This window comes from Methylomonas sp. MK1 (assembly GCF_000365425.1).
In the GTDB taxonomy this organism is placed as follows: Bacteria; Pseudomonadota; Gammaproteobacteria; order Methylococcales; family Methylomonadaceae; genus Methylomonas.
Genome location: NZ_AQOV01000001.1, coordinates 1,146,360 through 1,168,884, shown reverse-complemented (window position 1 = coordinate 1,168,884; position 22,525 = coordinate 1,146,360). Strand labels below are relative to the sequence as shown.

The 22,525-nt window shown below is 50.8% G+C and carries 26 protein-coding genes; 18 read left to right on the top strand and 8 right to left on the bottom strand.

Annotated elements, in window-relative coordinates; translation table 11 throughout:
- The 4 genes from G006_RS0105380 to G006_RS0105365 all read right to left on the bottom strand — a co-directional run bounded on the left by G006_RS0105380 (position 1) and on the right by G006_RS0105365 (position 2,840).
- Positions 1-381, bottom strand: a complete 381-nt coding sequence (locus G006_RS0105380) for a hypothetical protein (RefSeq protein WP_020482147.1) — start codon at positions 379-381, stop codon at positions 1-3.
- Positions 378-740, bottom strand: a complete 363-nt coding sequence (locus G006_RS0105375; protein WP_020482146.1) for a NifB/NifX family molybdenum-iron cluster-binding protein — start codon at positions 738-740, stop codon at positions 378-380. Before G006_RS0105375 ends, G006_RS0105380 begins: the two co-directional genes overlap by 4 nt.
- 172 nt (positions 741-912) lie before the next feature.
- Complete coding sequence (locus G006_RS0105370) at positions 913-2,307, bottom strand: DUF6513 domain-containing protein (RefSeq protein ID WP_020482145.1); 1,395 nt, start codon at positions 2,305-2,307, stop codon at positions 913-915.
- Positions 2,304-2,840, bottom strand: a complete 537-nt coding sequence (locus G006_RS0105365) for a flavoprotein (RefSeq protein WP_026146863.1) — start codon at positions 2,838-2,840, stop codon at positions 2,304-2,306. The genes G006_RS0105370 and G006_RS0105365 overlap by 4 nt, the downstream gene beginning before the upstream one ends.
- Positions 2,841-3,046: 206 nt before the next feature.
- Here G006_RS0105365 and G006_RS26925 point away from each other — a divergent pair, with 206 nt between their 5' ends.
- On the top strand, positions 3,047-4,669 hold the full coding sequence (locus G006_RS26925) for an AAA family ATPase (protein WP_020482143.1): 1,623 nt from the start codon (positions 3,047-3,049) through the stop codon (positions 4,667-4,669).
- A 9-nt stretch (positions 4,670-4,678) separates the two neighbouring features.
- Here G006_RS26925 and G006_RS0105355 read toward each other — a convergent pair whose 3' ends face one another.
- Positions 4,679-5,380 (bottom strand): ComF family protein, encoded by a 702-nt coding sequence (locus tag G006_RS0105355; RefSeq protein ID WP_020482142.1) that lies wholly within the window; start codon positions 5,378-5,380, stop codon positions 4,679-4,681.
- 68 nt (positions 5,381-5,448) lie between these two features.
- On the opposite strand from G006_RS0105355, the gene bioB reads away from it, so the two are divergent.
- The 10 genes from bioB (at position 5,449) to G006_RS0105300 (ending at position 14,921) form a co-directional block, all read left to right on the top strand.
- Complete coding sequence (gene bioB, locus G006_RS0105350; protein WP_020482141.1) at positions 5,449-6,438, top strand: biotin synthase BioB; 990 nt, start codon at positions 5,449-5,451, stop codon at positions 6,436-6,438.
- Positions 6,438-7,598 carry an 8-amino-7-oxononanoate synthase gene (gene bioF / locus G006_RS0105345; RefSeq protein ID WP_020482140.1) on the top strand — a complete coding sequence of 387 codons (1,161 nt, stop codon included), beginning with the start codon at positions 6,438-6,440 and terminating at the stop codon, positions 7,596-7,598. Before bioB ends, bioF begins: the two co-directional genes overlap by 1 nt.
- Positions 7,595-8,356: a pimeloyl-ACP methyl ester esterase BioH gene (gene bioH / locus G006_RS0105340; protein WP_033193903.1), complete on the top strand. Its 762-nt coding sequence runs from the start codon at positions 7,595-7,597 to the stop codon at positions 8,354-8,356. Before bioF ends, bioH begins: the two co-directional genes overlap by 4 nt.
- Positions 8,353-9,141 (top strand): malonyl-ACP O-methyltransferase BioC, encoded by a 789-nt coding sequence (gene bioC, locus G006_RS0105335; protein ID WP_020482138.1) that lies wholly within the window; start codon positions 8,353-8,355, stop codon positions 9,139-9,141. Before bioH ends, bioC begins: the two co-directional genes overlap by 4 nt.
- On the top strand, positions 9,138-9,833 hold the full coding sequence (gene bioD, locus G006_RS0105330) for a dethiobiotin synthase (protein WP_020482137.1): 696 nt from the start codon (positions 9,138-9,140) through the stop codon (positions 9,831-9,833). Before bioC ends, bioD begins: the two co-directional genes overlap by 4 nt.
- A 54-nt stretch (positions 9,834-9,887) precedes the next feature.
- The gene (locus G006_RS0105325) at positions 9,888-10,283 is read left to right on the top strand and encodes a bacteriohemerythrin (RefSeq protein ID WP_020482136.1); all 396 of its coding nucleotides are present in this window, start codon (positions 9,888-9,890) and stop codon (positions 10,281-10,283) included.
- Between the two features lie 252 nt (positions 10,284-10,535).
- Positions 10,536-11,666, top strand: coding sequence for a cytochrome c oxidase subunit II (gene coxB, locus G006_RS0105320; protein ID WP_020482135.1), 1,131 nt, complete (start codon positions 10,536-10,538; stop codon positions 11,664-11,666).
- Between the two features lie 53 nt (positions 11,667-11,719).
- Entirely contained in the window at positions 11,720-13,336 is a 1,617-nt protein-coding gene (ctaD, locus tag G006_RS0105315; protein ID WP_020482134.1) for a cytochrome c oxidase subunit I, read from the top strand.
- Between the two features lie 155 nt (positions 13,337-13,491).
- Positions 13,492-14,034, top strand: a complete 543-nt coding sequence (locus G006_RS0105305; protein ID WP_020482132.1) for a cytochrome c oxidase assembly protein — start codon at positions 13,492-13,494, stop codon at positions 14,032-14,034.
- A gap of 11 nt (positions 14,035-14,045) precedes the next feature.
- Positions 14,046-14,921, top strand: a complete 876-nt coding sequence (locus G006_RS0105300; protein ID WP_020482131.1) for a cytochrome c oxidase subunit 3 — start codon at positions 14,046-14,048, stop codon at positions 14,919-14,921.
- Positions 14,922-14,984: 63 nt separating this feature from the next.
- Here the strand turns inward: G006_RS0105300 and G006_RS0105295 are convergent, their stop codons facing one another.
- Positions 14,985-15,314 (bottom strand): twin transmembrane helix small protein, encoded by a 330-nt coding sequence (locus G006_RS0105295; protein WP_327036670.1) that lies wholly within the window; start codon positions 15,312-15,314, stop codon positions 14,985-14,987.
- A gap of 16 nt (positions 15,315-15,330) precedes the next feature.
- On the opposite strand from G006_RS0105295, the gene G006_RS0105290 reads away from it, so the two are divergent.
- The 6 genes from G006_RS0105290 to G006_RS0105265 are packed head-to-tail and all read left to right on the top strand — an operon-like array spanning position 15,331 to position 20,703.
- Positions 15,331-16,074 (top strand): SURF1 family protein, encoded by a 744-nt coding sequence (locus tag G006_RS0105290; protein ID WP_020482129.1) that lies wholly within the window; start codon positions 15,331-15,333, stop codon positions 16,072-16,074.
- The gene (locus tag G006_RS0105285) at positions 16,067-16,654 is read left to right on the top strand and encodes a hypothetical protein (protein WP_020482128.1); all 588 of its coding nucleotides are present in this window, start codon (positions 16,067-16,069) and stop codon (positions 16,652-16,654) included. The genes G006_RS0105290 and G006_RS0105285 overlap by 8 nt, the downstream gene beginning before the upstream one ends.
- Positions 16,655-16,658: 4 nt before the next feature.
- On the top strand, positions 16,659-18,626 hold the full coding sequence (gene ftsY / locus G006_RS0105280) for a signal recognition particle-docking protein FtsY (RefSeq protein WP_020482127.1): 1,968 nt from the start codon (positions 16,659-16,661) through the stop codon (positions 18,624-18,626).
- A gap of 19 nt (positions 18,627-18,645) precedes the next feature.
- On the top strand, positions 18,646-19,302 hold the full coding sequence (ftsE, locus tag G006_RS0105275) for a cell division ATP-binding protein FtsE (RefSeq protein ID WP_020482126.1): 657 nt from the start codon (positions 18,646-18,648) through the stop codon (positions 19,300-19,302).
- 2 nt (positions 19,303-19,304) lie between these two features.
- Positions 19,305-20,267: a permease-like cell division protein FtsX gene (gene ftsX, locus G006_RS0105270; protein WP_020482125.1), complete on the top strand. Its 963-nt coding sequence runs from the start codon at positions 19,305-19,307 to the stop codon at positions 20,265-20,267.
- 4 nt (positions 20,268-20,271) lie between these two features.
- Positions 20,272-20,703 carry a YcgN family cysteine cluster protein gene (locus tag G006_RS0105265; protein ID WP_020482124.1) on the top strand — a complete coding sequence of 144 codons (432 nt, stop codon included), beginning with the start codon at positions 20,272-20,274 and terminating at the stop codon, positions 20,701-20,703.
- Between the two features lie 93 nt (positions 20,704-20,796).
- Here G006_RS0105265 and G006_RS0105260 read toward each other — a convergent pair whose 3' ends face one another.
- Positions 20,797-21,156 (bottom strand): hypothetical protein, encoded by a 360-nt coding sequence (locus tag G006_RS0105260; protein ID WP_020482123.1) that lies wholly within the window; start codon positions 21,154-21,156, stop codon positions 20,797-20,799.
- Positions 21,157-21,158: 2 nt separating this feature from the next.
- Positions 21,159-21,344: a hypothetical protein gene (locus G006_RS0105255; RefSeq protein ID WP_020482122.1), complete on the bottom strand. Its 186-nt coding sequence runs from the start codon at positions 21,342-21,344 to the stop codon at positions 21,159-21,161.
- Positions 21,345-21,913: 569 nt separating this feature from the next.
- On the opposite strand from G006_RS0105255, the gene G006_RS0105250 reads away from it, so the two are divergent.
- Entirely contained in the window at positions 21,914-22,453 is a 540-nt protein-coding gene (locus G006_RS0105250) for a copper resistance protein NlpE (RefSeq protein ID WP_020482121.1), read from the top strand.
- The last annotated feature ends 72 nt before the right edge of the window (positions 22,454-22,525 follow it).

The window sequence follows — 22,525 nt, the reverse complement described above, 5'->3', positions numbered from 1 at the left end:
TCACACTTCGATTTCCTCCTCATCCCGTCGTTCCAGCAAACCTTGCTCCCGGATCATGGCTTTAAAACCTTTCATCACCGGCCGAGAAATCGCGGTTTCCGCCATCAGGCGTTTTTCGTAAATCAAGTTTTTCAAAGCTTCGTCGTCTTCGTCGTCTTCGTCGGCGCGGGCGGTCGCTATCAAAGGATGCAGATCAGCTTGCAGAATTTGTCCCGGCAAGTGTTTGACGCAGTCGTAAAGTAGCGCCATCACCACTTTTTCCGTCGGCCGCATTTTGCATTTGCCGTCGATGATTTTCAGCATCACCGTTACCGCGCAATCGACGTGGATGGGGCTTAGGGGATGGCTGTTGACCCATTGTGCGACGTGTTCGGGCGTCATCCGATCTCCTCGCCGGCGGCGGTGCGTTTGGCATAGTCCAGCAAGGATTCTTCGACCGCCGCGTAGGCGTATTCGGAAACCGCCCGGACGCCGATAGCATGCACTTTTGCGGTGGGGCCGTCACCGATGCGCGCTACGAACACCGCATAGCAGTCTTTAATGGATTCCAAAATGCCGGGCATTGCAGACTCGTCGGCATGCTGGCCGAGACAGTAGTTGGCTACTTCGCGGGTTTCCAGTAAGTCGCAGCCGGTTTCGGTAACGCTGTACACCGAAAACTGCTTGGCGTGGCCGAAATGTTCGTTGATGGAGATATGGTCTTTGGTGGCGACGGCCAGTTTTAAAGGGAACTCAGTCATGCGCATTCGCTTGTTTAGGTTTCATTGATCAGACTCGTCTTAGGGTTTACTAAAATCAAAGCAAGACCAATACCAGTTGCGCTAAGGCTTGATTAGTGGGATCACACCGAGAATCCTGCGGAGCAGGGTTGATTATTTGTCGAATATCCGACAAGTACAGCTGACAAAGGGCTTATTCCTCGTGTTTTTTTAAGGTACTGCCGGCAGGCTTGAAGGTATGTAAATCCACGGTCGGCTGGGTGCCTTGCGCAGCGCAACCCCAGCTTAGTTGCTGATCTTGGGTGAAGCGTTTGCCCAATTGCCAGGCGATTTCGGCGCGCGCCAGTTCCACGCCCAGATAAAAAGCATGGCCGCCATCGGTTTCCACGTGCAACTTGGGGTACAAATCAAATGGGTCGAGCGCGGTGTGCAGGCCATCGCGGTTAAACACATGGATGCCGTCGCTGCTGACCTGGATGCGGTAGCTGGGGTCTTTAATTTCCGCCGCCAAACTTTCGATTTCCTCGCGGCTATTCAAAAACGGCGAGCTGTCATGCACGGTCAGCAAATCCGGCGCGATATGCTTGGGCAGGGTATTGTGCTGCTTGGCGGTGTACATGATGCGACGGGCGCTGTCGGCTTCCTTGATCGCCCGCCGCGCGTGTTTACTCACTTCGGTGGCCAGAATGTGGTTGATATTCAGCTCCGAGCAAATCCCCAGCAGCATCGCGTTGATGCCGGAGGTGTCGGCGTGGGTCAGTTCAGTGAGATTGCCGACACCCATCATCATTTCTACCTGCGGATAGCGGCGGCGGAATTCATGATTGCGGACGATGGAGTCGGTGAAACCGAAGTGAATCGGGTCCAGAATCGGGTCGACGATGAAGGCGCGGTTTTTCGCGCTCAAGATTTCGATGGCTTTATCCAGCGTGCTCAAGTCGCCGTGCGTTTCCGGGATCAGAATCGGCGTGGTCGCCACTTCGTCTGCAATCCACAGGCTTTTGGTGGTCAGGCTGAGCATATAGTCGGCGCCGGCTTGGCCGCCGGCCAGCAGGTCGGCGTCTTCCAAGGAATCAATGCTGACGGTGAAGCCTTCTTGTTTCAAGGTGCGGATGCACTCCGCCAGATGTGGAAACGGCGTGCCGGGCAGGCAGCCAATGTCGATCACGTCGGCGCCGTTGGCTTTGTAGTAATAAGCCCGCTCGATCACTGCCTCGACGCTGATGCTGGGGGCGTCAGTAATTTCCGCGAAAATCTTGGTCTGGTATTGGCTGAGGTCGTAATGCTGCGCGGCCATGCCGAAATGCTGGGGCAGATCTTTGATTTCTTCCGGACCGCGCTCGAACGGCACGCCGAAATGCTGGCGCAGCGCCTCCAGATCGCCGCGGCAGCGGCCAGGTAAGATTACTCTATCAGCGCCTTGCGCGTCGGGCATGCGGCGGATGATCATGTCGCTGGTAATCAACGCGGCCACCGTTACGCCCATCACATACACTTTGTATTGAAATTCCGGCTGCATTTTCTCCAATACTTGCCGGACTTGCTTTTCCGCCAGTCGGCCGGTGATGAACAGGATGCGCTCGGTCATAAGCTGGCTAGCCGGGCGTTGACCGCGACGATCAGTTGCTCGACATCATCAACCACTTGCGTGTAAGGAAAAGAACGGATTTTATCGGTGGCTTCCAGATCGATAGGGCGCGGATAGACCATGAATTTTTTCTTACCGGGCGCGGTGGTTTCGATTTCCGGCTGGGTGTCGCAAGGGTAAACGATGCTGGGCACACGGCATTTTCCGGCTTGGGAATACAAGTTGGTCACCAACGAATCGGCGATGCCGAGCACGCATTTGGCGATGGTATTTGAGGTGGTTGGGGCCATCACAAAAGTGTGGTAGTGGCCTTTATAAAACAAGCCCACCGGCGGGGCGGAGGCGGCTTTATCGCGATATACCGGCATCTTGGCTCTAACGTCTTCCAGACGAATACCGTACATTTTCAAGACTTCCTCACCGGCCTGGCTCAAATACAAATCAACATTGTCCAGCGTCAGCATGTATTCAAGACATTCTTCTATATAGTGCCCGGAGCCGGTAATGGCCCAGGCGAGACGAGGGGTGGTCATGGGGTATGTAGTAGTTTTGTGGATGGTGCATTATACGTGAAGATGGCGGCGAATCGACCGCTCGCCGCTAAGGCCCCGATATGTGCAACCTAGGTTTATGCTATGAATTCATGAATTTGTAAGATTGGGCTTACAATATCGTTTGAATTCGGCTGGCTTGGTTTGCCGATCTAAATCCGACCTAAACAGCCTATTTCATTGCCACGATGGACAGTTTACATTTTTCAGAACAGGACAGCGCTGACGCACAATCAAAACCGCACATTATTGCGTTTGCTGGGGCCAAGAGCGCCGTCGGTAAAACCAGTGTGGTGGCTAATGTAGCGGCAGCGATGGCATTGCGCGGCAAGCGCGTTTGTGTGTTGGATGTCGATACCGGCTTGTCCAATATCAACACATTACTCGGGCTGCGGCCGGCGCACCGTTTGGAGCAGGTGCTATCCGGCGAAAAAACGATTGCTGAGGTTTTGCTGAAAACCGGCGAGGATGTGGGCGTGGTGTCCGCCGCAAGTTTAATGGGCGGCATACCTGTTTCTGCCGCGCAGATGACTAAGCTGTCGGAAGCATTGACCGAGCTGGAAGCGCAATTCGATTATTTTTTGATCGACACCGCCGCGACGCATACAGAAACCGTCCTGCGCTTTATCGAGCTGGCGCAATCTACGTTTTTAGTGGTCAGCGGTGATCCGGCGGCGCTAACCGATGCCTTTGCGCTGCTGAAGGCTTTGAATGCCCGTCAGTATTCGGGCAGCCTGCGCGTGGTTGTCAATCAGGCCGTTGATTATCCGGCCGCGACCGATACCTATCGACGCTTTGCCGCCGTGGCGGAAAAATGTTTGAAACTAAAAGTCGAGTACGGCGGTTTTGTGATTCGCGACGAAAATCTGCCTAAAGCCGTCGCTTTGCAAATGTCGGTGGTGGATTTAGCCGCCAATTCTCCGGCTAGCCGTTGTTTGTTTGCGTTGGCGGACAATATTATCAAGCACATCGGCAGCGAAACGGCCGGCAATGGGCTGTTGGATTACTGGCAAGCCTTGTTAACCCCCGCGCCGTTCAAACATACGGTGGCCGATATTGCCGATAGCGAACCGACTGCGGCGGTTAATTCCTGGCTTGCAGCCGATAAAACGGAGCTTAGTGTCAGCGAGTTGAGCCGGCGGCTGTTGTCGGCGATGAAACATCAATTGCTCGATCAACCGGAGCTGGAGCGTTTTACCGGCGAATTTGTAGAAGCCTACTGCGAGCAGTTCGGCCGTTTTCCGAATACCTTCAAACAGCTGTTTTATCGCTGGCTGGAAACTGAAAATTATGCCGAGCCTAGATTGGTCGAATTGCTGACGACCTTGGAGGCTTTGCATGCGATGCGTTATCAACGGCCGATGTTTAGCCTGGAAGAAAACGCGGCTCGATTGGTTGCGCAACTGCAAGGGCAGCAGGGGTCGCATCGCGAGTTGGTGGAGCAGCTATGCACGGCCTATCGGCAGGCTTTTCACGAAGAGGTCTTCGATGCCGAACAGGTCCTGCTGGAGCGCATGCAAGCCGATGACTTCACCGAGCAGCGTTTCGAGGCATTGCTGCAAAAATTGCGGGACGGCTTTCAGGCGCGATTCAAGCGGCCTTACCAAAGCCGGCACGAACTGGCGCTGGCATCCGTTGTCGAGGCTTTAAATGTCATGGGCGTCGATCAACAAAATTTGCAGGATGAAATCACTATGCTGATGCATGGCTTTCAATTGCTGGGTTCGCGGCGAGAAAAGTTGCTGACTGTTCTCAACGCCTTGCAAAATTCCGGTTTGCCACTCCCAGCCTCGGCCGTCCGGGATAATTGAGGTAGTTCTTTAAGCGCGGGCGCAAACCCAGACATCAACTTTGCCGACCCCGGCTTGCTTTAGCGCTGCCGCCAGCGCAGAGGCGGTAGCGCCGGTGGTCATGACGTCGTCTATGATTGCAATATGTTGAAAATTTAATGGTTTAACGACCTTAAACGCCAAACGCATGTTTTTCCGGCGCTGCTTGGCCGGTAAGCCGGTTTGATGGCCGGTATCGCGCTGGCGAACACAACTGTGTAAATCCAGCGGAATGCGGAGCTGTCTGGACAAATGCCGGGCAATTTCTATCGACTGATTGAAACCACGTTCCCGATAGCGCTTGGGATACAGCGGTACGGGTAACAGGCAATCCGGCAGCTCCGCACTATCGGCAATATGTTGAGCCAGCAAGGCTGCCATTAAGCGGGCGTTTTTATAATCGTTGGCGAACTTTAATTGGCCGATCAAATAGCGCATCTGGCTTTGGTACAAAAACGGCGCATAGGTCTCGTCGAAGGCCGGTGATTTCTTCAGGCAACGACCGCAGAGCTGCGGCACCTCTATTGCGGTCTCGAAGTGTTCCCCACAGCGGTAACAGCAAGACAGGTTGCGCGGCAGGTCGGTTAAGCAGCCCAGGCATAAATCCAAATTGCCGTATCCCGGACTTGCGCATAACACACAACGTGGCGGCAGCAATTTCTTCTGTATAATGTTCAGCCAGTTGTTTACCATAATTTTAAATATAGGTTGATAAGTCGGTGCTTGGCACGGCTTTGTCCTCACTCTCGGAGATTATCAGAATGTCTGCAAGCCAGAAACCCTTGGAATCAATGGCCACCATTCGTCACGACTGGCAGTTACCCGAAGTCGAAGCTTTGCTGGCGCTGCCATTTAACGATCTGATTTATCAGGCGCAAAGCGTGCATCGGGTGTATTTCGATCCGAATGAGATCCAGGTTAGCAGTCTGTTGAGCATCAAGACCGGCTCCTGTTCCGAGGATTGTGGTTATTGTCCGCAAAGCGCGCGCTACGATTCCGATTTAAATCCGGAAGCGCTGATGCCGGTTGACGCCGTATTAAAAGCCGCGCAACAGGCCAAAGAGCAGGGTGCATCGCGGTTTTGCATGGGTGCAGCGTGGCGTAGTCCGAAGGACAGGGATATCGAGAGAGTCGTGGAAATGGTACAGGGCGTGAAGGCGCTGGGCATGGAAACTTGCGTGACGCTGGGTATGCTCAGCGATAAACAGACCCAAGCCTTAAAAGACGGAGGCCTGGATTATTACAACCACAATCTGGATACCTCGGAAGATTATTATTCCGAAATAATTACCACCCGGACTTACCAAGACCGCCTGGATACACTGGAGCGAGTGCGCGATGCCGGGATCAACGTCTGCTGCGGCGGTATTGTCGGGATGGGCGAGTCGGAAACCGACCGTGCCAAGTTGCTGTTGCAACTAGCGAATATGCCTAAGCATCCGGAAAGTGTACCCATCAATATGTTGGTGCAGGTGGAAGGTACGCCCTTGCATGGCACTGAAGCGCTGGATCCTATTGTGTTTGTCCGTACGATTGCGGTAGCTAGAATTTTAATGCCGCAGTCGCGGGTACGTCTGTCGGCCGGCCGCAAGGCCATGAGCGACGAGATGCAGGCTTTGTGTTTCCTGGCCGGTGCCAATTCGATTTTCTACGGCGATAAACTGCTGACCACCGATAATCCGATGACCAACCACGACCAGCAGTTGTTCGAGCGTTTGGGCGTGCGGATGGGCGGATCAAGCTACGCCTGATGGCCAACCCTTTCTACGATTTTACCGCCGAACTGCGGCAGCTGGAGCAGGATAATCTGTATCGGCGCCGCCGCGTTGTTGATGGTCCGCAAGGCATCACGCTGAATGTCGATGGTCGGCAGTTGGTTAATTTTTGCAGTAACGATTATCTGGGGCTGGCCAATCATCCCGAGGTCAAGGTGGCATTCAAGTCCGGTGTCGATCACTACGGCGTCGGCAGCGGTTCGGCGCATTTGATCTGCGGACATAGTAGCGCGCATCATGCCTTGGAAGAAGAGTTGGCGGCGTTTACCGGACGAGACAGGGCTTTGTTGTTTTCCACAGGCTATATGGCAAATCTGGGTGTGATTTCCGCATTGCTGGATCGCAGTGATACTGTGTTGGAGGACCGCTTGAATCACGCTTCGCTGCTGGATGGCGGCTTGCTGTCACGGGCGCGTTTTCAGCGCTATCGACACGCGGATGTTCAAGATTTGCAGACCAAGCTATCTGCTGCTGCGGGTAAGGCTTTGCTGGTCAGCGACGGTGTGTTCAGTATGGATGGTGATTTGGCGCCGCTGCCGGCCATGGTCGACTTGGCCGAACAGCATCATGCCGGCTTGTTGATCGACGATGCCCATGGTTTTGGCGTGCTGGGTAACAATGGCGGCGGCGTGGTCGAACATTTCGGTTTGAGTCAAAACCAGGTGCCTCTCCTAATCGGCACACTGGGTAAGGCTTTCGGGACATTCGGCGCGTTTGTGGCCGGTTCCGAGGACTTGATCGAGATGTTGATTCAAAAAGCCCGGAGTTATGTGTTTACGACCGCACTGCCGGCGGCTGTGGCTGAGGCGACTCGCGCCAGTTTGCGTTTGCTGCAAGTGGAGTCCTGGCGCCGCGAACAGCTGCAAAATCTAATCTCCCGTTTCCGGCAAGGTGCGCAGCAACAAGGCTTGCAATTAATGGACTCTTTCACCGCGATTCAACCTGTTCTGATTGGCGACAGCGGCCAAACCGTGGCGGCTAGTCAACGCTTGCTGGAACAAGGTTTTTGGGTCAGTGCGATTCGACCGCCGACCGTGCCGGCCGGCAGCGCTCGCTTGAGGATCACCTTTTCCGCTAATCACACCGAACAACAGATCGATGCCTTGTTGGAGGCATTGGTTAAGGCTTTGCCATGACTGGAATTCATAGAGAAATATACGGCCAGGGCAGACCATTAGTCATGCTGCACGGTTGGGCGATGCATAGCGGCATTTGGCGTGATTTTGCCAGGCAGTTGGCTCGGCATCGCCAGGTGATTTGCCTGGATTTACCCGGTCATGGTCGCAGTGCCGGGTTGGATGCGTATGATCTACCGGCTATTACTTCCGCGTTATTCGATGCGATTCCGGTCAATCGCTTTAGCGTGTTGGGCTGGTCACTGGGCGCGACGGTGGCTTTGGATATGGCGGCGCGCTGTCCCGAGCGATTGCAGTCGCTGTTCTTGTTATCAGGCAATCCGAAGTTTGTTAAGACTGCCGATTGGCCGGGAGTGAGGTCGGAGGTGTTGGATGGTTTTGTCGCCCAGCTTAGCGATGACACGAAATTGACCTTGCAACGCTTTTTGGGTTTGCAAGTGCAAGGCTTGCCTGAGAGCCGGCAGTTGTTACAGCAATTGCGCTTGGCCGTGCAGGAGTGCGATGCCCCGACGCGCGATGCGTTGCAGGGTGGTTTGCAAATTCTGAAAAATAGCGATTTGCGCAAGTCCGTCGTGGGGTTGCGCTGTCCGATCACAGTAATACAAGGCGATAAAGATACTTTGATTCCGGTGCAAACCGGGCAAGCTGTAAAGACTTTAAACACGCGCGTCAAACTACATGTTCTGGCAAGTGCCGGACATGTGCCATTTTTATCGCACGCCCAGCAGCTATGCGACATCGTTGCCGCGGCTGAATGAGTTTTGCCGTGTTGGATAAAGCCAAAATTAGGCGTTCATTTGCGGCGGCGGCTGGGAGTTATGATTCGGCGGCGATGTTGCAACGCCAGGTGGGATTGGCCTTGCTGCAAAAATTTCCGTTGCAATCCGCGCCGGGTTGGGTGCTGGACGTTGGGTGCGGCACCGGTTTTTTGACGCGCCGTTTGCCGTTAGATTGTCTGAATCAGTCTTGTTTGGCATTGGATATTGCGTTGCCCATGCTGCAAACGTCGCGACGGAACAACGGTGCTTTACCGGTCGAATATGTTTGTGCCGATGCCGAAAAACTACCGTTTGCGGATAACAGTCTGCAACAGGTTTATTCGAATCTGGCCGTGCAGTGGTGTCAGGACTTGCCGGCGGTGTTTGCCGATGTGCGGCGATTATTGCGCCAGTGTGGGCAACTGGTATTTTCAACCTTCGGTCCGGAGACCTTAAGAGAGCTGAAAGCGGCTTGGACTGGTGTCGACGACTTTGCTCATGTTAACGATTTTTATAGTGCGGGGCAGATTTGCGGTTTTTTACGGGCTGCCGGTTTAGCGCGGGTCGATGTGGACACTGTGATGTATCGTTTATCTTACCCTTCGGTGATGGCTTTGATGCATGAGCTAAAAGATCTTGGGGCGCATAACGTTAGTGATGCCAGAAATCGGCGGTTCACCACCCGTTCGCAATTGCAGCAAATGATGCGGCAGTATGAAAACAGCATGGTAAACGGCGAAATAGTGGCCAGCTACGAAATTATCTTCGTGCGGGCAAGGTCATGAAATCTGCGTTCTTCATTACCGGTACCGATACGAATGTCGGCAAAACCTGGACGACTATTGCCTTGATGCGCTGTCTGCAAATGCAAGGCTTAAGTGCGGTGGGAATGAAACCGGTGGCCGCCGGCTGTGAATGGCATGACGGCATGCTGAAAAATTCCGATGCGCTACTGATGCAGCAATACGCTTCAGTGCCACTGGAATACCGGGAAATCAATCCCTACGCTTTTGAAGCGGCAATTTCTCCGCATCTGGCATGTGGTGACGTTGAAGTTTCGATGGATGTTATTGCGGACGGATTTGTCCGATTACAACAACGGGTTGATGTAGTGCTGGTCGAAGGGGCGGGCGGCTGGTATTCGCCGTTGAGCGGTGTTTTTGACAATGCCGGTCTGGCGCAAGCGTTATGTTTGCCGGTGATTCTGGTGGTGGGTATCAGGCTGGGTTGTATCAATCACGCGCGCTTGACGATGTCGGCCATACGCCGGAGCGGTTTGTCCTGCGCCGGTTGGGTGGCGGTGCAAATTGATCAGGCCATGCCTGGTTTTGATGGCAATCTGACTTATCTACGTGAGCTTATAGATACACCTCTGTTGGGGGTTTTGCCGTTTTCAGCCGCCGGCGATTTTGATGTGTTAGCTTCTAAATTGAGTTTGCCAAACTGGCAAAAAGTTGATGTAAATCAAAAAAAATGATGAACAGATGTTCAAAATGACGACTCCATTACAAAAACAACCAGGAGACGTTATATGGCTTTAATTACTTGGACTGCGGCTCAATATGGCACTAATGTCGGATTTGCCGACCAAGAGCATCAAACCTTGTTCGGTTTGCTGAATAAACTGTACGATGAAGCCACGGGCGGCGCGGCGCGCGCTACTGTTGGCGCTTCGCTGGATGCATTGATTACCTATGTGGTCGATCACTTTGCGCACGAAGAAAGGGAAATGGTTGCTAAAGGCTTTGGCGGTTATGATAGACACAAAGCCGAGCATGAAGCATTGATCGGTATCTGCGCGGATTTGCAGAAAAAATTCCATGCCGGTGAAGCAGAAGTCACCGAGGACGTCGGTCAATTGGTGAAAGGCTGGCTGGATAACCACATTCCGAAATTCGATATGGCTTATGCAGACGCATTAAAGTAATGACAGCATAAATCTGTCTCTAATATGCAACAAAAGGCTTGCGAGCAGCGATGCTCCCAAGCCTTTTTTATGTGTATTTTTTACAAACGGGAAAACCTCTTCTGGTTTGTGGGTGAGTCATGGGTTAAAATTGCCCAGTTAATTTATGATAATTATCAGTAAATGGAATTGTTCGCGCCTTTGATGTCGTGCGACGATATTACGAAGATATAACGCATACAAGTTTATAACTACTAATGGGGAGGCTGCTCCGTGAAGAAAACAAAGCAACTGCTCGCTTGTCTGGTCTTGATGGCTTTAGGCCTGGGGACTGCGCATGCGGACTATACACTCAACCTGATGAAAGGCGTGACGCAACTCAGTAACGAGCTTTACGATTTGCACATGCTGATTCTGTGGATCTGTGTGTTTATTGGGATCGCGGTGTTCGGCACTATGTTTTACTCGATTTATCATCATCGTAAATCAAAGGGTCATAAAGCCGAGCAGTTTCATGAGAATACGACTGTCGAGATCATCTGGACCATCATTCCCACGCTGATTCTGGTGGGTATGGCGATTCCTGCCACCAAAGCCGTGATCGATTTGGACAAGGTGCAGGACTCAGAGATGAGTATCAAAGTCACCGGTAAACAATGGTATTGGGAATACGAATACCTGGATAGCGGCGTGCATTTCGAAAGCCATTTAGACGAGGCCAGCGAAAAAACCCATAGGGTCAGCACGATGGATCCGCATAACGTCCCCAACTATTTGTTGAACGTTGATAAGCCTCTGGTCGTGCCGGTCGGCAAGAAAATCCGCTTTCTGTTTACCGCTGCCGACGTGATTCACTCCTGGTGGGTTCCTGATCTGGGCTGGAAAAAAGACGCCAACCCCGGTTTTGTGAACGAAGCTTGGACCTCAGTCGATAAACCCGGCACTTACCGTGGTCAATGTACTGAGCTGTGCGGTCGTGACCACGGTTTCATGCCCGTGGTGGTGGTTGCGATGGAGCAGGATCAATACGATGCCTGGGTTAAAGCGACTTTGGAAAAGCAAAATCAGAAACCTGATTTGAGCGACCAAACCCGCAATACCTTGATGGCAAAAGGCGAGTCTGTGTATCTGAAAAACTGCGTGGCTTGCCACCAGATCGATGGTAACGGTATTTCCGGTTGGTTCCCTGCTTTGAGGGGTAGCGAGAAAGTCACTGGAAACATGGATCAGCTGATTGGTTTTATTCAGGCAGGTACGAGCAAAATGCCGGCCTTCAAAAAATTGCCGGATGACGAATTGGCCGAGCTGATTACTTACATCAGAAACGCGCCGGCATTGGGTAACAACGTGGGTGATGAGATTCAGCCTAATAAAATCACACCCAAATGGGACGATGATGAGTAATTCACTGATTTTCGCAATGAACTCATTTTCTAATTTTTGCTGAGGTATAAAGTATGACTGCTGTCGTAGCTGAACATGATGATCATCACGATCACCACGATCACGGCCCCGAAAAGGGCGTTTTACGGTGGATATTTACCACCAACCACAAAGATATAGGCACCTTGTATCTGGTATTCGGTCTGATAATGTTTTTTGTCGGCGGTGCCATGGCATTGGTCATTCGCTCCGAGTTATTCGAGCCTGGCCTGCAATTTGTCGATCCTAACTTCTTCAATTCGATGACCACCATGCATGCCCTGGTGATGGTATTCGGCGCGGTAATGCCGGCGTTCGTCGGCTTGGCCAACTGGATGATTCCGATGATGATCGGCGCGCCGGATATGGCCTTGCCGCGGATGAACAACATGAGCTTCTGGATGTTGGTAGCAGGTGTCTTACTGTTGGCCAGCACTTTGTTCATGGAAGGTGGTGCACCATCCGGCGGTTGGACTTTTTATCCACCGTTGGTTTTTCAAAACGGTAAATCGTTTCCTTTCGCTATTTTCTCTGTGCATTTGCTGGGTATTTCTTCGATCATGGGTGCGATCAATGTGATTGCCACCATTTTCAACATGCGCGCACCAGGCATGACCTTGATGAAAATGCCTTTGTTCGTGTGGACTTGGTTGATTACTGCCTTCTTGTTGATCGCTATCATGCCGGTATTTGCCGGTGCGGTAACCATGTTGTTGACCGACAAATTCTTCGATACCAGCTTCTTCGATGCGGCTGGCGGCGGCGATCCGGTGTTGTATCAGCACATATTCTGGTTCTTCGGTCATCCTGAAGTGTATGTGATGATTCTGCCGACTTTTGGTGTGGCGTCTACCATCATTCCGGTGTTTGCCCGTAAACCACTTTTTGGTTATGCCTCTATGGTGTATGCGACTGGCGCAATTGCGTTCTTGTCGTTCATCGTTTGGGCTCACCACATGTTTACTGTAGGTATGCCTGTCGCCGGTGAGTTGTACTTTATGTACGCCACCATGTTGATTGCGATTCCGACCGGCGTAAAAGTGTTCAACTGGACCGCGACCATGTGGAAGGGCTCTATGACGTTCGAAACGCCGATGCTGTTTTCGATTGCGTTTGTAGTGCTATTTACCATGGGTGGTTTCACTGGCTTGATGATGTCGGTAGCGCCGGTGGATTTTCAATACCACGATACATATTTCATCGTTGCCCACTTCCACTACACCTTGGTGCCTGCGTCTATTTTCATCCTGATGGCTGCCGGTTACTTCTGGTTGCCAAAATGGACCGGTAATATGTACAACGAGAAAATCGGCAGACTGCATTTTTGGTTGTCGGCGGTATCGGTGAATATTTTGTTCTTCCCGCAACATTTCCTGGGTTTGGCTGGCATGCCGCGTCGTATCCCCGATTATGCGATTCAATTCGCCGATTGGAATATGGTGTCCAGTATTGGTGCGTTCATCTACGGTTTTAGCCAGCTGTTGTTCGTGTACATTGTCATCGACACCATTCGTGGTGGAACCGGCGAAAAAGTGAGCGACGAGGTTTGGGAAGATGCTAGCAAACACAGTCTGGAATGGACAGTGCCTTCGCCTGCGCCTTATCACACCTTCAGCACGCCGCCGGCGAGAATCCCTACCGAGCATTTTTAAAGCTTGAAATGAGTGACTGAAATAAGCCATGTCGTTTGACATGGCTTATTGGGTAATGAAATGGATACAAAAAAGAAAAACATTTTGACGGCTTTGGTGTTGTTTGCTGTGGCCTTCACGATATACGTATTTGCGGTCATTAAGGCAATCTCGCAATGAGCGAGGATCTTGGGCAAAAAAATACCAAGTTGGTCCGTAAATTGGCGCTTGTCGCAATTGCCATGTTTGGTTTTGGTTATGCTTTGGTGCCGCTTTACGATGTGCTTTGCGATTTGACCGGCTTGAACGGTAAGGTTGAAGGTCAAGCCGTTCAAGAAACGGCGTATGAGGTGGATAAAAGTAGGGAGGTGACAGTAGAGTTTCTCACATCCTTAAACGAGTCCACTCCCATGTTGTTCCGCTCCGAAGTGAAAAGCATGAAAGTACATCCGGGTGAGTACTACACGGTTAATTTTTATGCGAAAAACACGAGTAATCAGCCGATGATTGCGCAAGCCATACCCAGTATTACGCCGGGCCTGGCCGCAGAATTTTTTAAAAAAACTCAGTGCTTTTGCTTTACCGAACAAACCTTTGCTGCGAACGAAGAAAAAACCATGCCGGTCCGTTTCGTTGTAGAACCGACGTTACCCGAACGCTATAAGACCGTCACGCTTGCATACACTTTTTTTGATAACACTAACATCAGTAAAAAATAGAGAGGAAGGATATGTCTACACACGATAGTTATTACATACCGCATAAAGCCGTGTGGCCGGTTTTAGCTACCGGCGGCTTGATGATGACGCTGGCCGGGTTTGCTAATCATTTGAACGGTTCGTCGATAGGTTCCGGGATGATGCTGACGGGTTTCGTAATTTTTTTGGTGATGCTGGGGTTGTGGTTTGCCTTGCAGTCAACCGAGAGCGAATCCGGTATGTACAATCATGGCGTCGGTATTTCCTATCGGATGGGTATGATGTGGTTCATTTTTTCCGAAGTCATGTTCTTCGCCGTTTTCTTCGGCGCGCTTTGGTACACCCGTAATTTATCCGTGACTTGGTTGGGCGAGACAGGCCTTCCAAGTGGCCCTGGTCGTTCGACACACGATACTTTGTGGCCGGCGTTCCAAGCAGTTTGGCCGACTAATGGTCCCGGTAAGGTTGGTGGTGATTTCGAACCGATGGGCGCTTTTGGTTTACCGTTCCTGAATACCCTGTTGCTTTTGTCTAGTGGCGTAACCTGCACCTGGGCGCATCACGGCTTGCTAGCTAAAAATCGCGACCAACTGATAAAAGGTTTAATCGCTACCGTTGGTTTGGGCTTTTTGTTCGTGGGATTTCAAGCGACTGAGTATTACGAAGCCTATCACGAAATGGGTCTGACATTGGGCTCAGGTATTTATGGTTCAACCTTCTTCATGCTGACAGGTTTTCATGGCTTTCATGTTTGCGTCGGCGCGATTATTTTATCGGTAGTGTTGTTTAGAAGCTGGAAAGGTCATTTCACACCGGAAAACCACTTTGCCTTTGAAGCAGCCGCTTGGTATTGGCATTTTGTTGACGTGGTCTGGTTGGGTCTGTTCGTATTCGTTTACATGATGTAACACCGATTAACCACACCGGAAAAAGCGCGGTCTGTATAGATCGCGCTTTTTTTTTGTCGGTTCTTATCGGTCTGAAGTTGCTGTTGCTGGGTTTTGATTGGTATGCATGCGCGCACCGATGCCGTGGGGTTGAATTATCCCGGTGGCGTAGGCGATGAACAGCAGAATGAACAAAGCCAGCGACAGGCCGATCCGCATGGTCAACGCCTTGGCAGTCTTTGCCGAATCGCTGTCTTCCTTGTGTTTGACAATATGAAACAGCGCGGAACCAAGACTGAAGACGATGGCCAGGAAGGCGACGATAGTGAGCGTTTTGATGAACATGGCGGCGTTAATAAATAAAAACCTGCATTCTCGGCGATTCGGGTACGCTTGCCAATAGTGCATATTCATACTGGAGCTTTCATTTATGATCAAATTTAGCACGATGGGTATCGACTTCCGTTGCTCATTCCTCGCGCTAATCGGATATCTGCTGTTATTCGGCTTGCTTTGTAGTCTGGGCGTTTGGCAATTGGGACGCGGCGAACAGAAGACGATTTTATTGGCGCAACAGCAAGATGCTGCCAATGCGGAAGCCTTGGATTTAACTCGGCAAACTGAAATCGATAAGGATGTTTTACGCTATCGACCCGTGCTAGTGAGTGGTCATTACGATGCTAGTCAACAGATTTTGCTGGATAACCAAATGCTGAACGGTAAACCCGGCTACCTGGTTTTAACGCCGTTTTTGCCCGACGGCGGTCAGCCTGGCATATTAGTTAACCGCGGCTGGGTCGCGTTAGGCGCCTCCCGTGACGTGTTGCCGGACCTCAGTATCAGCATGGTTGCGCAGCAAGTGCGTGGCAGAATCAACCGTTTTCCGGAGCCTGGTCTGAAATTAAAGGGTGCGGAAATTCCAGGGGAGACTTGGCCGGTCAGGGTACAAGTTTTAGATAGCAAACTCTTGGCGGATAAGTTGGGATATGCGTTGGCCGATTATCAGATCGAGCTTGATCCGGCGCAGCCCGAGGGCTACCAACGGCAATGGAAGATCGCCGTCGCAATCCCGCCTGAAAAACATAGAGCCTATGCAGTACAATGGTTCGGATTGGCGCTGACATTAACAGCCCTATTTATTTGGATCAGTAGTCGAAAAATAAACCGTGGATAATCAATATAAAAAAAACCGCATCACCATCATAGTGATATTTGCCATGTCCATCGTGCCCTTTGGGTTTGCTTGGTTTTTGGCAAAAAATCCCGAGATAGTTAAATTAGGCACCAACAATGGCGCGCTGATCAATCCACCGCAAGTTACCTCAGCCGATGAGTTCTCCGGCTACGATACATTTTCCGCGCAAAACATGCAGGAGTTGAAAGGCCACTGGGTATTAGTCAATCCGGTGCCGCAGAATTGCGAGGAAACATGTCGCGATGCCTTGTACAAAACGCATCAACTAACATTAATGATGGGTAAGGATATTGCCCGGATCCGGCGCTTGGCCGTGCTGTTCGACAAAACGTATCAGCTGCCTGCCGAATGGCGCGACGACGGTCGTTTATTAAAAGCCTTGCCAGCTGTCTCGTTGCAGGAAAAATTAAAACAACTAAGCGCACAGCCTTTTCCGGAAGGTATGCTGATCATCATGGACCCACTGGGGAACCTCATGATGCAATACGCCCCAGGTTACGATCCTTATCAAGTCAAAAGCGACTTAAGCAAGTTACTCAGAATTTCACAAATCGGTTAGAAACATGTTCAGAAAATTAACTCTGTGCTGCGCGTTTTTGGCGCTGCTAGTCATTATCGTCGGCGCTTATGTCCGACTAACCCATGCCGGATTGGGCTGCCCGGATTGGCCCGGCTGTTACGGCAAGGCTTTCGTCAGTGACAGCGCCGAATTCAAAGCCGACGCTGCCGCAGGATTTCCGCAATATGCCTTGGATACGGCAAAAGCCTGGAAAGAAATGACTCACCGCTATTTAGCGGGTGGGCTGGCGATATTGGTGTTGGTTTGGTTCGGCTTGGCGTGGAAGGAAAAACCACGTTCGCCTGCGGTGATGCTGACTGCCTTGGTATTGCTTTTGATTGCCGGGCAAGCCGGTTTGGGCATGTGGGCCGTCGCTTCCGGCACACGACCAGGAGTTGTGACTGCTCACCTATTACTAGGGTTTTTCACATTTTGGACCTTGGGCTGGAGTTATTTACGACTTAACCCGGCCGCTGAGCTAAGGCCGGTTCGAAGCGGCCCGGCTTTATTTACTGGTTTGGCGATGCTGGTCTTACTGGCGCAGATTGTGTTGGGTGGCTGGGTCAGTAGCAACTATGCCGGCTTGGCCTGTAGCGATTTTCCGCGCTGCAATGGCGAATGGTTGCCGGGTGCCGATTATCTGAGCATCTTGGATCTATTCAGAGACAGTGGTCTTTCCGCTGATGCGAAAATGGCGATTCAGGCGTTGCATCGGGTCTTGGCGGCTTTTACTTTCTTGGTACTCAGTGCTTTGATGTTGTCGGCTACTTCGGAACGTTACCCAAAACCGGTGCGTTTAGCGGGGAATATCCTGAGCCTGCTGTTATTAGTGCAAATTGCGCTGGGGATTTTTAGCGTCAAGTACCAGTTGCCTTTGGCTTTGGCGGTTGCGCATAACGCGGTCGCGGCTTTGCTGATGTTGCCGTTGTTGGGGATTCTGTTTTATAGCCGTTATAGCATCGGAACCGAGGATGAAAGTCTAACCTTCGAAGCGGTCGAGACTGTTGCAACTGAACAAATACCGGTGGAAGTACCTCAGGTAAGCACTGAAGATTCTTTATATCTGCGCTTGACCACCCAGCTGAAAAGAACCAGAACCGGCCTGGGCGGAGTACTGAGCAGTTTGGCATTCGGGCAAAAAGCGGTTACAAAGGAATTATTGGCGGACATCGAAGCCCAGTTATTAATGGCCGATTTGGGTATCGAAACCACCACGCAATTGATTAAACAACTGACCGATAGTCTGGAGCGCGATCAGCTCAGCGACGGCCAGGTGTTAAGCCAAACCTTGAAGCAAAACTTATTAGCCTTGCTGGAGCCTTGCAGCTTGCCGCTGCAAATTCCTGAACAGGATGGCCCTTTCGTGATTCTGGTGGTGGGTGTTAACGGTGCCGGCAAAACAACTTCTATCGGCAAGTTGGCCAAACGCCTGCAACAACAGGGCCATAGTGTGATGCTCGCGGCGGGCGACACCTTTAGGGCCGCGGCAGTCGAGCAATTGCAAACTTGGGGTGAGCGTAACGATATTCAAGTCGTGGCCCAGCACACCGGGGCCGATTCCGCATCGGTCATTTTCGATGCCCTGCAGTCCGCCAAAGCCAAAGGGGTTGATGTATTGATAGCTGATACCGCCGGCCGTTTGCATACTAAGTCCAATCTGATGGACGAGCTTAAAAAAATCAAACGCATTATGACCAAGCTGGACGAGTCTGCGCCACACGAGGTATTGCTGATACTGGATGCTGGCACCGGGCAGAATGCCTTGTCGCAGGCTAAACTATTCAACGAAGCGGTGGAACTGACCGGCATTGCCTTAACCAAGCTGGACGGTACCGCTAAGGGCGGCATTATTTTCGCGCTAGCCAATCAACTGCATATCCCCATTCGTTTTATCGGCGTGGGCGAGCAGATAGACGATTTGCAGGATTTCAATGCGCAAAACTTTGTCGACGCCCTATTTGTGCAAGAATGAAGCGTAACAGACTGATCCCATGTTGAGATTCGAACACGTAAGCAAACGCTATCCCGATGCAGGTGAGGCCTTGACTGATGTCAGTTTCCACTTGCATCGTGGCGAAATGGCATTTTTAACCGGCCGTTCCGGCGCGGGCAAAAGTACCTTGCTGAAGTTAATCGCGATGATGGAACAATGCACGCGCGGCAGCGTGTTGCTTGACGGCCAGGATATTACTCGCATCGGCGAGCGGAAGATTCCCTACATGCGTCGCAATTTGGGCCTGATTTTTCAGGATTACAAATTGCTGAATGATAGAACCGTGTTTGATAACGTGGCCTTGCCATTAGTTGTTTCAGGTTATAACCATCAGGAAGTGGCGCGGCGGGTGCGCGCATCCCTGGATAAAGTGGGTCTGTTAGGTAAGGAAAAGAAACATCCCTTGGCGCTGTCCGGAGGGGAGCAACAGCGCGTAGGTATTGCCCGAGCCATAGTTAATAAACCTAAATTAATTCTGGCGGACGAGCCCACGGGTAACCTGGACCCGGATCTGTCCGCTGAAGTGATGTTCATGTTCGAGCAATTCAAGCAAGTCGGGGTGACGGTTTTGATAGCCAGCCACGATATAGAGTTAATTAATCATCTCGGCCATCGAGTGTTGACGCTCGATAAAGGCCATTTGGTTGCGAGTTGACGATGAAACAGAATCACCGCAAACAAGCCGGCAGCAGGCTGGTGGAGTTATTCCAAGCTTATTTGCTTAATCATGCTCACGGCCTATTTTCCAGCCTGGGTCGTTTGAGCCGCACGCCTTTTACCTCTGCCATGACCATTCTGGTATTGGCTATCGCCATTTCCTTGGCTAGCAGCTTTTATATCGTCGTCGCCAATATTCAGCAATTGACGGGTAATTTGGAGTCCAGCAATCAGATGTCGCTGTTTTTGCACGACAACATTACTGACGCGGCCGGGCAGAAACTCGCCGAGCAAATTCAGCAAAACGGTAGTGTCATGGAAGTCAAATTCATCAGCAAGAAACAGGCGTTGGAGGAGTTCAAAGCCAATAGCGGCTTCAGCGATGCGTTGAATGCGCTGGAACGCAATCCCTTGCCGAGTGTGATTCAGGTAGTGCCGAAAAATGCGCTGGAAAACAACGCAGACATCGAAAAATTGATGGCCGATTTCAAACAATTCCCGCAAGTCGATTTCGTACAGGTCGATATGCAGTGGGTGGCGCGCCTGCAAACCATCATGCTGATCGCCAGCCGTGGCGTGATGTTGGTCAGCTTGTTGCTGGGTTTTGCGGTTACATTCATTACCGGCAATACCATTCGTCTTGAATTGCAGAATCGCCAGGATGAAGTGTTTATTTCCAAATTGGTCGGTGCCACCCATGCATTTATTCAACGACCATTTTTATACACTGGTTTTTGGTTGGGATTTATCTCGGGTTTTCTCGGTTGGCTGATCATGACGATCATGCTATTGATCCTGGAAACACCGGTGGAGAAACTATCGACCTTGTACAACAGTTCTTTCGACTTACTGTTTTTGAGTTTCTCGGAGTTTATTTTGCTATTGATGATCTCATCCGTGTTAGCGGTAGTTGGCTCCTGGGCGGTGCTGCACTATCAGTTGCGCCAGCTTAAACCGCAATAAGACGATGAATTTCTGGGAAACCAAGACTTTGGCGCAAATGAGCACGGAAGAGTGGGAATCGCTCTGCGATAACTGCGGCAAGTGTTGTTTGAATAAGCTGGAGGACGAAGACACGGGCGAAATTGCCTTTACCAGCGTGGCGTGCGATTTGATCGATTTGGACACTTGCCGTTGCACGCGTTATAGCGAGCGTTGTACGCTGGTACCGGAGTGTATCGATTTGAAGCAGCACGATTTCGCCGAGTACAACTGGTTGCCGTCAACCTGCGCATATCGTTTGTTAACCGACGGTGAGCCATTGCCCAACTGGCATCCTTTGATTAGCGGGACTAGCGAGTCGGTGAAAGAGGCTGGGGTGTCTATCGGCAGTTATGCGATTAAGGAATCGCAAGTCACCGATCTGGAAGATCATATTATCGAATGGTTGCAACCCTGATTCAGGCTGGCTGGGCCGCCGGTAAACTTAGTTTTCCGGCGGCGACAGGTGTGGAAAATCCGGGATTGCCGATCCCTAGGGTGTGCTTTTAGATTATCCTTTGCCGGGCAGCATACCTACCGTACCCGGTTTAATCCGTTTGCAACTAACTACGACATCTTGCTGACGGCATTTGGCTTCCTGTGGGTTGCTGCAGGTGTCGCAAACCGTATTGCCAGTACTTTTAATCTCATCAACATGCCAACCGTAACCTTGGGATTGGCAAAACTTTTTACTGAATCTGTCGATATTGTAGTTTTTGGCAGCATTTTCCTTAGCTTTGCTCTCAACTTGGCAATGCTCTGGGGCCAGAGTGTTCGCCATAATGTCTCGGTAAATATATTCGGTAGCCTGGACGGGGCTGGCCAGCAATAAAGAGGCTAACAGGGTGCCGATAAAAGTTGTTTTCATCATAATTAATCCTCGCGGTTGCCGATGACGCGGATGTTCATCAAGCGATTCTCTTCGGCAATTTGGTCCTTGATGGGGGCAAATTTTTCGTTTTCGCTCATTTTTACCGCCAGGATGGCGCCAACAACAACTGCGGTAGCCAGCACCACATACAACACGAAGTTATCTTTTTCTTGTTTTACTTCTGTCATGGTTTTACCTCTTGTAATAGTAAATCGGTCAGTGCCGAACCGAATTTGTATTGAAAAACCTGTTCGCCCTATAACGGGGCCGGCACTGATTTGACGTCAATTACAGCGATTTCTCCGATACCAAAGGCATGCCGCTGAGCCAGATCGAATATTTCGCTGAAAGCATTGAATGCATCAGCCAGGAATTGCGTTACACCTCCATATAAGCAGTGCCAGATTGAAAAAGCCTGATTTAGGCATTTCCTGACCGCTTCATGGTAGCGAATCGAAACAATAAAAGAAATGAGCGGGCTTGTCAAACAAATATCGTATCAATATTATGCGTTTGCCATTGTTTTCGCAAAGACCGTCCGCAAATAGCGCTTGGATTATGCGCTATCATCTGCTTCCCCAATCTGACCAGGCGCGGTTTGGCTTGAAAAACCGGCGGCCTTTTATTTGAAAAGTTTGGAAAACGGAGTGTATATCGGCGATAAAATACTCGCGAAGTTGAAATTGACGATTATCCTGGTAGTCTTCGGTTTTGATCTTGTCTAATTACTTTAATAACAGAAATAGAAAAATCTCATATGCAAACATTGACTAGAAAAATTAAAAAAAATGTGACGGTGATTTTTTTAGGTGCATTGCTTCCGGCGCTCAACCCGGCTTGGGCGGAATCCGACAAGCAACTCCAGGAAAAAACCCTCAAAGCGCGGGAAATGATTCATCAGAAAGATATGGATCACTCCGCTCATGCCAATCTGGCAGAAAACACCGAGGGATTTCGTGGAGTTTTTTACGGATACTTGCCGTGTAAGGAAAAAGATTGTGACGGCTTTAAAATGACCTTGTCCTTGAAACAAAAGAACAATTATTTATTGGTCACCCAATACGCAAAAGCCTCTTCCAGAGAGTTTTACGAGAAAGGTAAGTACGACTGGGATGACAAAACTCGCATACTGTCGTTAACCTCCAATAAAAACGATCTGAATCGCAAATTCAGCATCAAAGACGAAGGGACATTGATACAGCTCAATAGTGATGGTACGCCCATGCTCGGCGACCAGGACGACTACACGTTGGCAAGGAGTGATAAATCAAAATCGCGGGAAGTGCACATTCATTAATCTATGCCCGGAACGAGCTAGCCGGTATTTAAGTAACGCCGGCTAGTTATAAAAATAGGCTGTTGGACGCAA

What these genes read in the sequence shown, in the direction of transcription:
- G006_RS0105380 (WP_020482147.1), bottom strand. Translation starts at nt 381, where the DNA reads ATGACGCCCGAACACGTCGCACAATGGGTCAACAGCCATCCCCTAAGC.
- G006_RS0105375 (WP_020482146.1), bottom strand. Translation starts at nt 740, where the DNA reads ATGACTGAGTTCCCTTTAAAACTGGCCGTCGCCACCAAAGACCATATC.
- G006_RS0105370 (WP_020482145.1), bottom strand. Translation starts at nt 2,307, where the DNA reads ATGACCGAGCGCATCCTGTTCATCACCGGCCGACTGGCGGAAAAGCAA.
- G006_RS0105365 (WP_026146863.1), bottom strand. Translation starts at nt 2,840, where the DNA reads ATGACCACCCCTCGTCTCGCCTGGGCCATTACCGGCTCCGGGCACTAT.
- G006_RS26925 (WP_020482143.1), top strand. Translation starts at nt 3,047, where the DNA reads ATGGACAGTTTACATTTTTCAGAACAGGACAGCGCTGACGCACAATCA.
- G006_RS0105355 (WP_020482142.1), bottom strand. Translation starts at nt 5,380, where the DNA reads ATGGTAAACAACTGGCTGAACATTATACAGAAGAAATTGCTGCCGCCA.
- bioB (WP_020482141.1), top strand. Translation starts at nt 5,449, where the DNA reads ATGTCTGCAAGCCAGAAACCCTTGGAATCAATGGCCACCATTCGTCAC.
- bioF (WP_020482140.1), top strand. Translation starts at nt 6,438, where the DNA reads ATGGCCAACCCTTTCTACGATTTTACCGCCGAACTGCGGCAGCTGGAG.
- bioH (WP_033193903.1), top strand. Translation starts at nt 7,595, where the DNA reads ATGACTGGAATTCATAGAGAAATATACGGCCAGGGCAGACCATTAGTC.
- bioC (WP_020482138.1), top strand. Translation starts at nt 8,353, where the DNA reads ATGAGTTTTGCCGTGTTGGATAAAGCCAAAATTAGGCGTTCATTTGCG.
- bioD (WP_020482137.1), top strand. Translation starts at nt 9,138, where the DNA reads ATGAAATCTGCGTTCTTCATTACCGGTACCGATACGAATGTCGGCAAA.
- G006_RS0105325 (WP_020482136.1), top strand. Translation starts at nt 9,888, where the DNA reads ATGGCTTTAATTACTTGGACTGCGGCTCAATATGGCACTAATGTCGGA.
- ctaD (WP_020482134.1), top strand. Translation starts at nt 11,720, where the DNA reads ATGACTGCTGTCGTAGCTGAACATGATGATCATCACGATCACCACGAT.
- G006_RS0105305 (WP_020482132.1), top strand. Translation starts at nt 13,492, where the DNA reads ATGAGCGAGGATCTTGGGCAAAAAAATACCAAGTTGGTCCGTAAATTG.
- G006_RS0105300 (WP_020482131.1), top strand. Translation starts at nt 14,046, where the DNA reads ATGTCTACACACGATAGTTATTACATACCGCATAAAGCCGTGTGGCCG.
- G006_RS0105295 (WP_327036670.1), bottom strand. Translation starts at nt 15,314, where the DNA reads ATGAATATGCACTATTGGCAAGCGTACCCGAATCGCCGAGAATGCAGG.
- G006_RS0105290 (WP_020482129.1), top strand. Translation starts at nt 15,331, where the DNA reads ATGATCAAATTTAGCACGATGGGTATCGACTTCCGTTGCTCATTCCTC.
- ftsY (WP_020482127.1), top strand. Translation starts at nt 16,659, where the DNA reads ATGTTCAGAAAATTAACTCTGTGCTGCGCGTTTTTGGCGCTGCTAGTC.
- ftsE (WP_020482126.1), top strand. Translation starts at nt 18,646, where the DNA reads ATGTTGAGATTCGAACACGTAAGCAAACGCTATCCCGATGCAGGTGAG.
- ftsX (WP_020482125.1), top strand. Translation starts at nt 19,305, where the DNA reads ATGAAACAGAATCACCGCAAACAAGCCGGCAGCAGGCTGGTGGAGTTA.
- G006_RS0105265 (WP_020482124.1), top strand. Translation starts at nt 20,272, where the DNA reads ATGAATTTCTGGGAAACCAAGACTTTGGCGCAAATGAGCACGGAAGAG.
- G006_RS0105260 (WP_020482123.1), bottom strand. Translation starts at nt 21,156, where the DNA reads ATGATGAAAACAACTTTTATCGGCACCCTGTTAGCCTCTTTATTGCTG.
- G006_RS0105255 (WP_020482122.1), bottom strand. Translation starts at nt 21,344, where the DNA reads ATGACAGAAGTAAAACAAGAAAAAGATAACTTCGTGTTGTATGTGGTG.
- G006_RS0105250 (WP_020482121.1), top strand. Translation starts at nt 21,914, where the DNA reads ATGCAAACATTGACTAGAAAAATTAAAAAAAATGTGACGGTGATTTTT.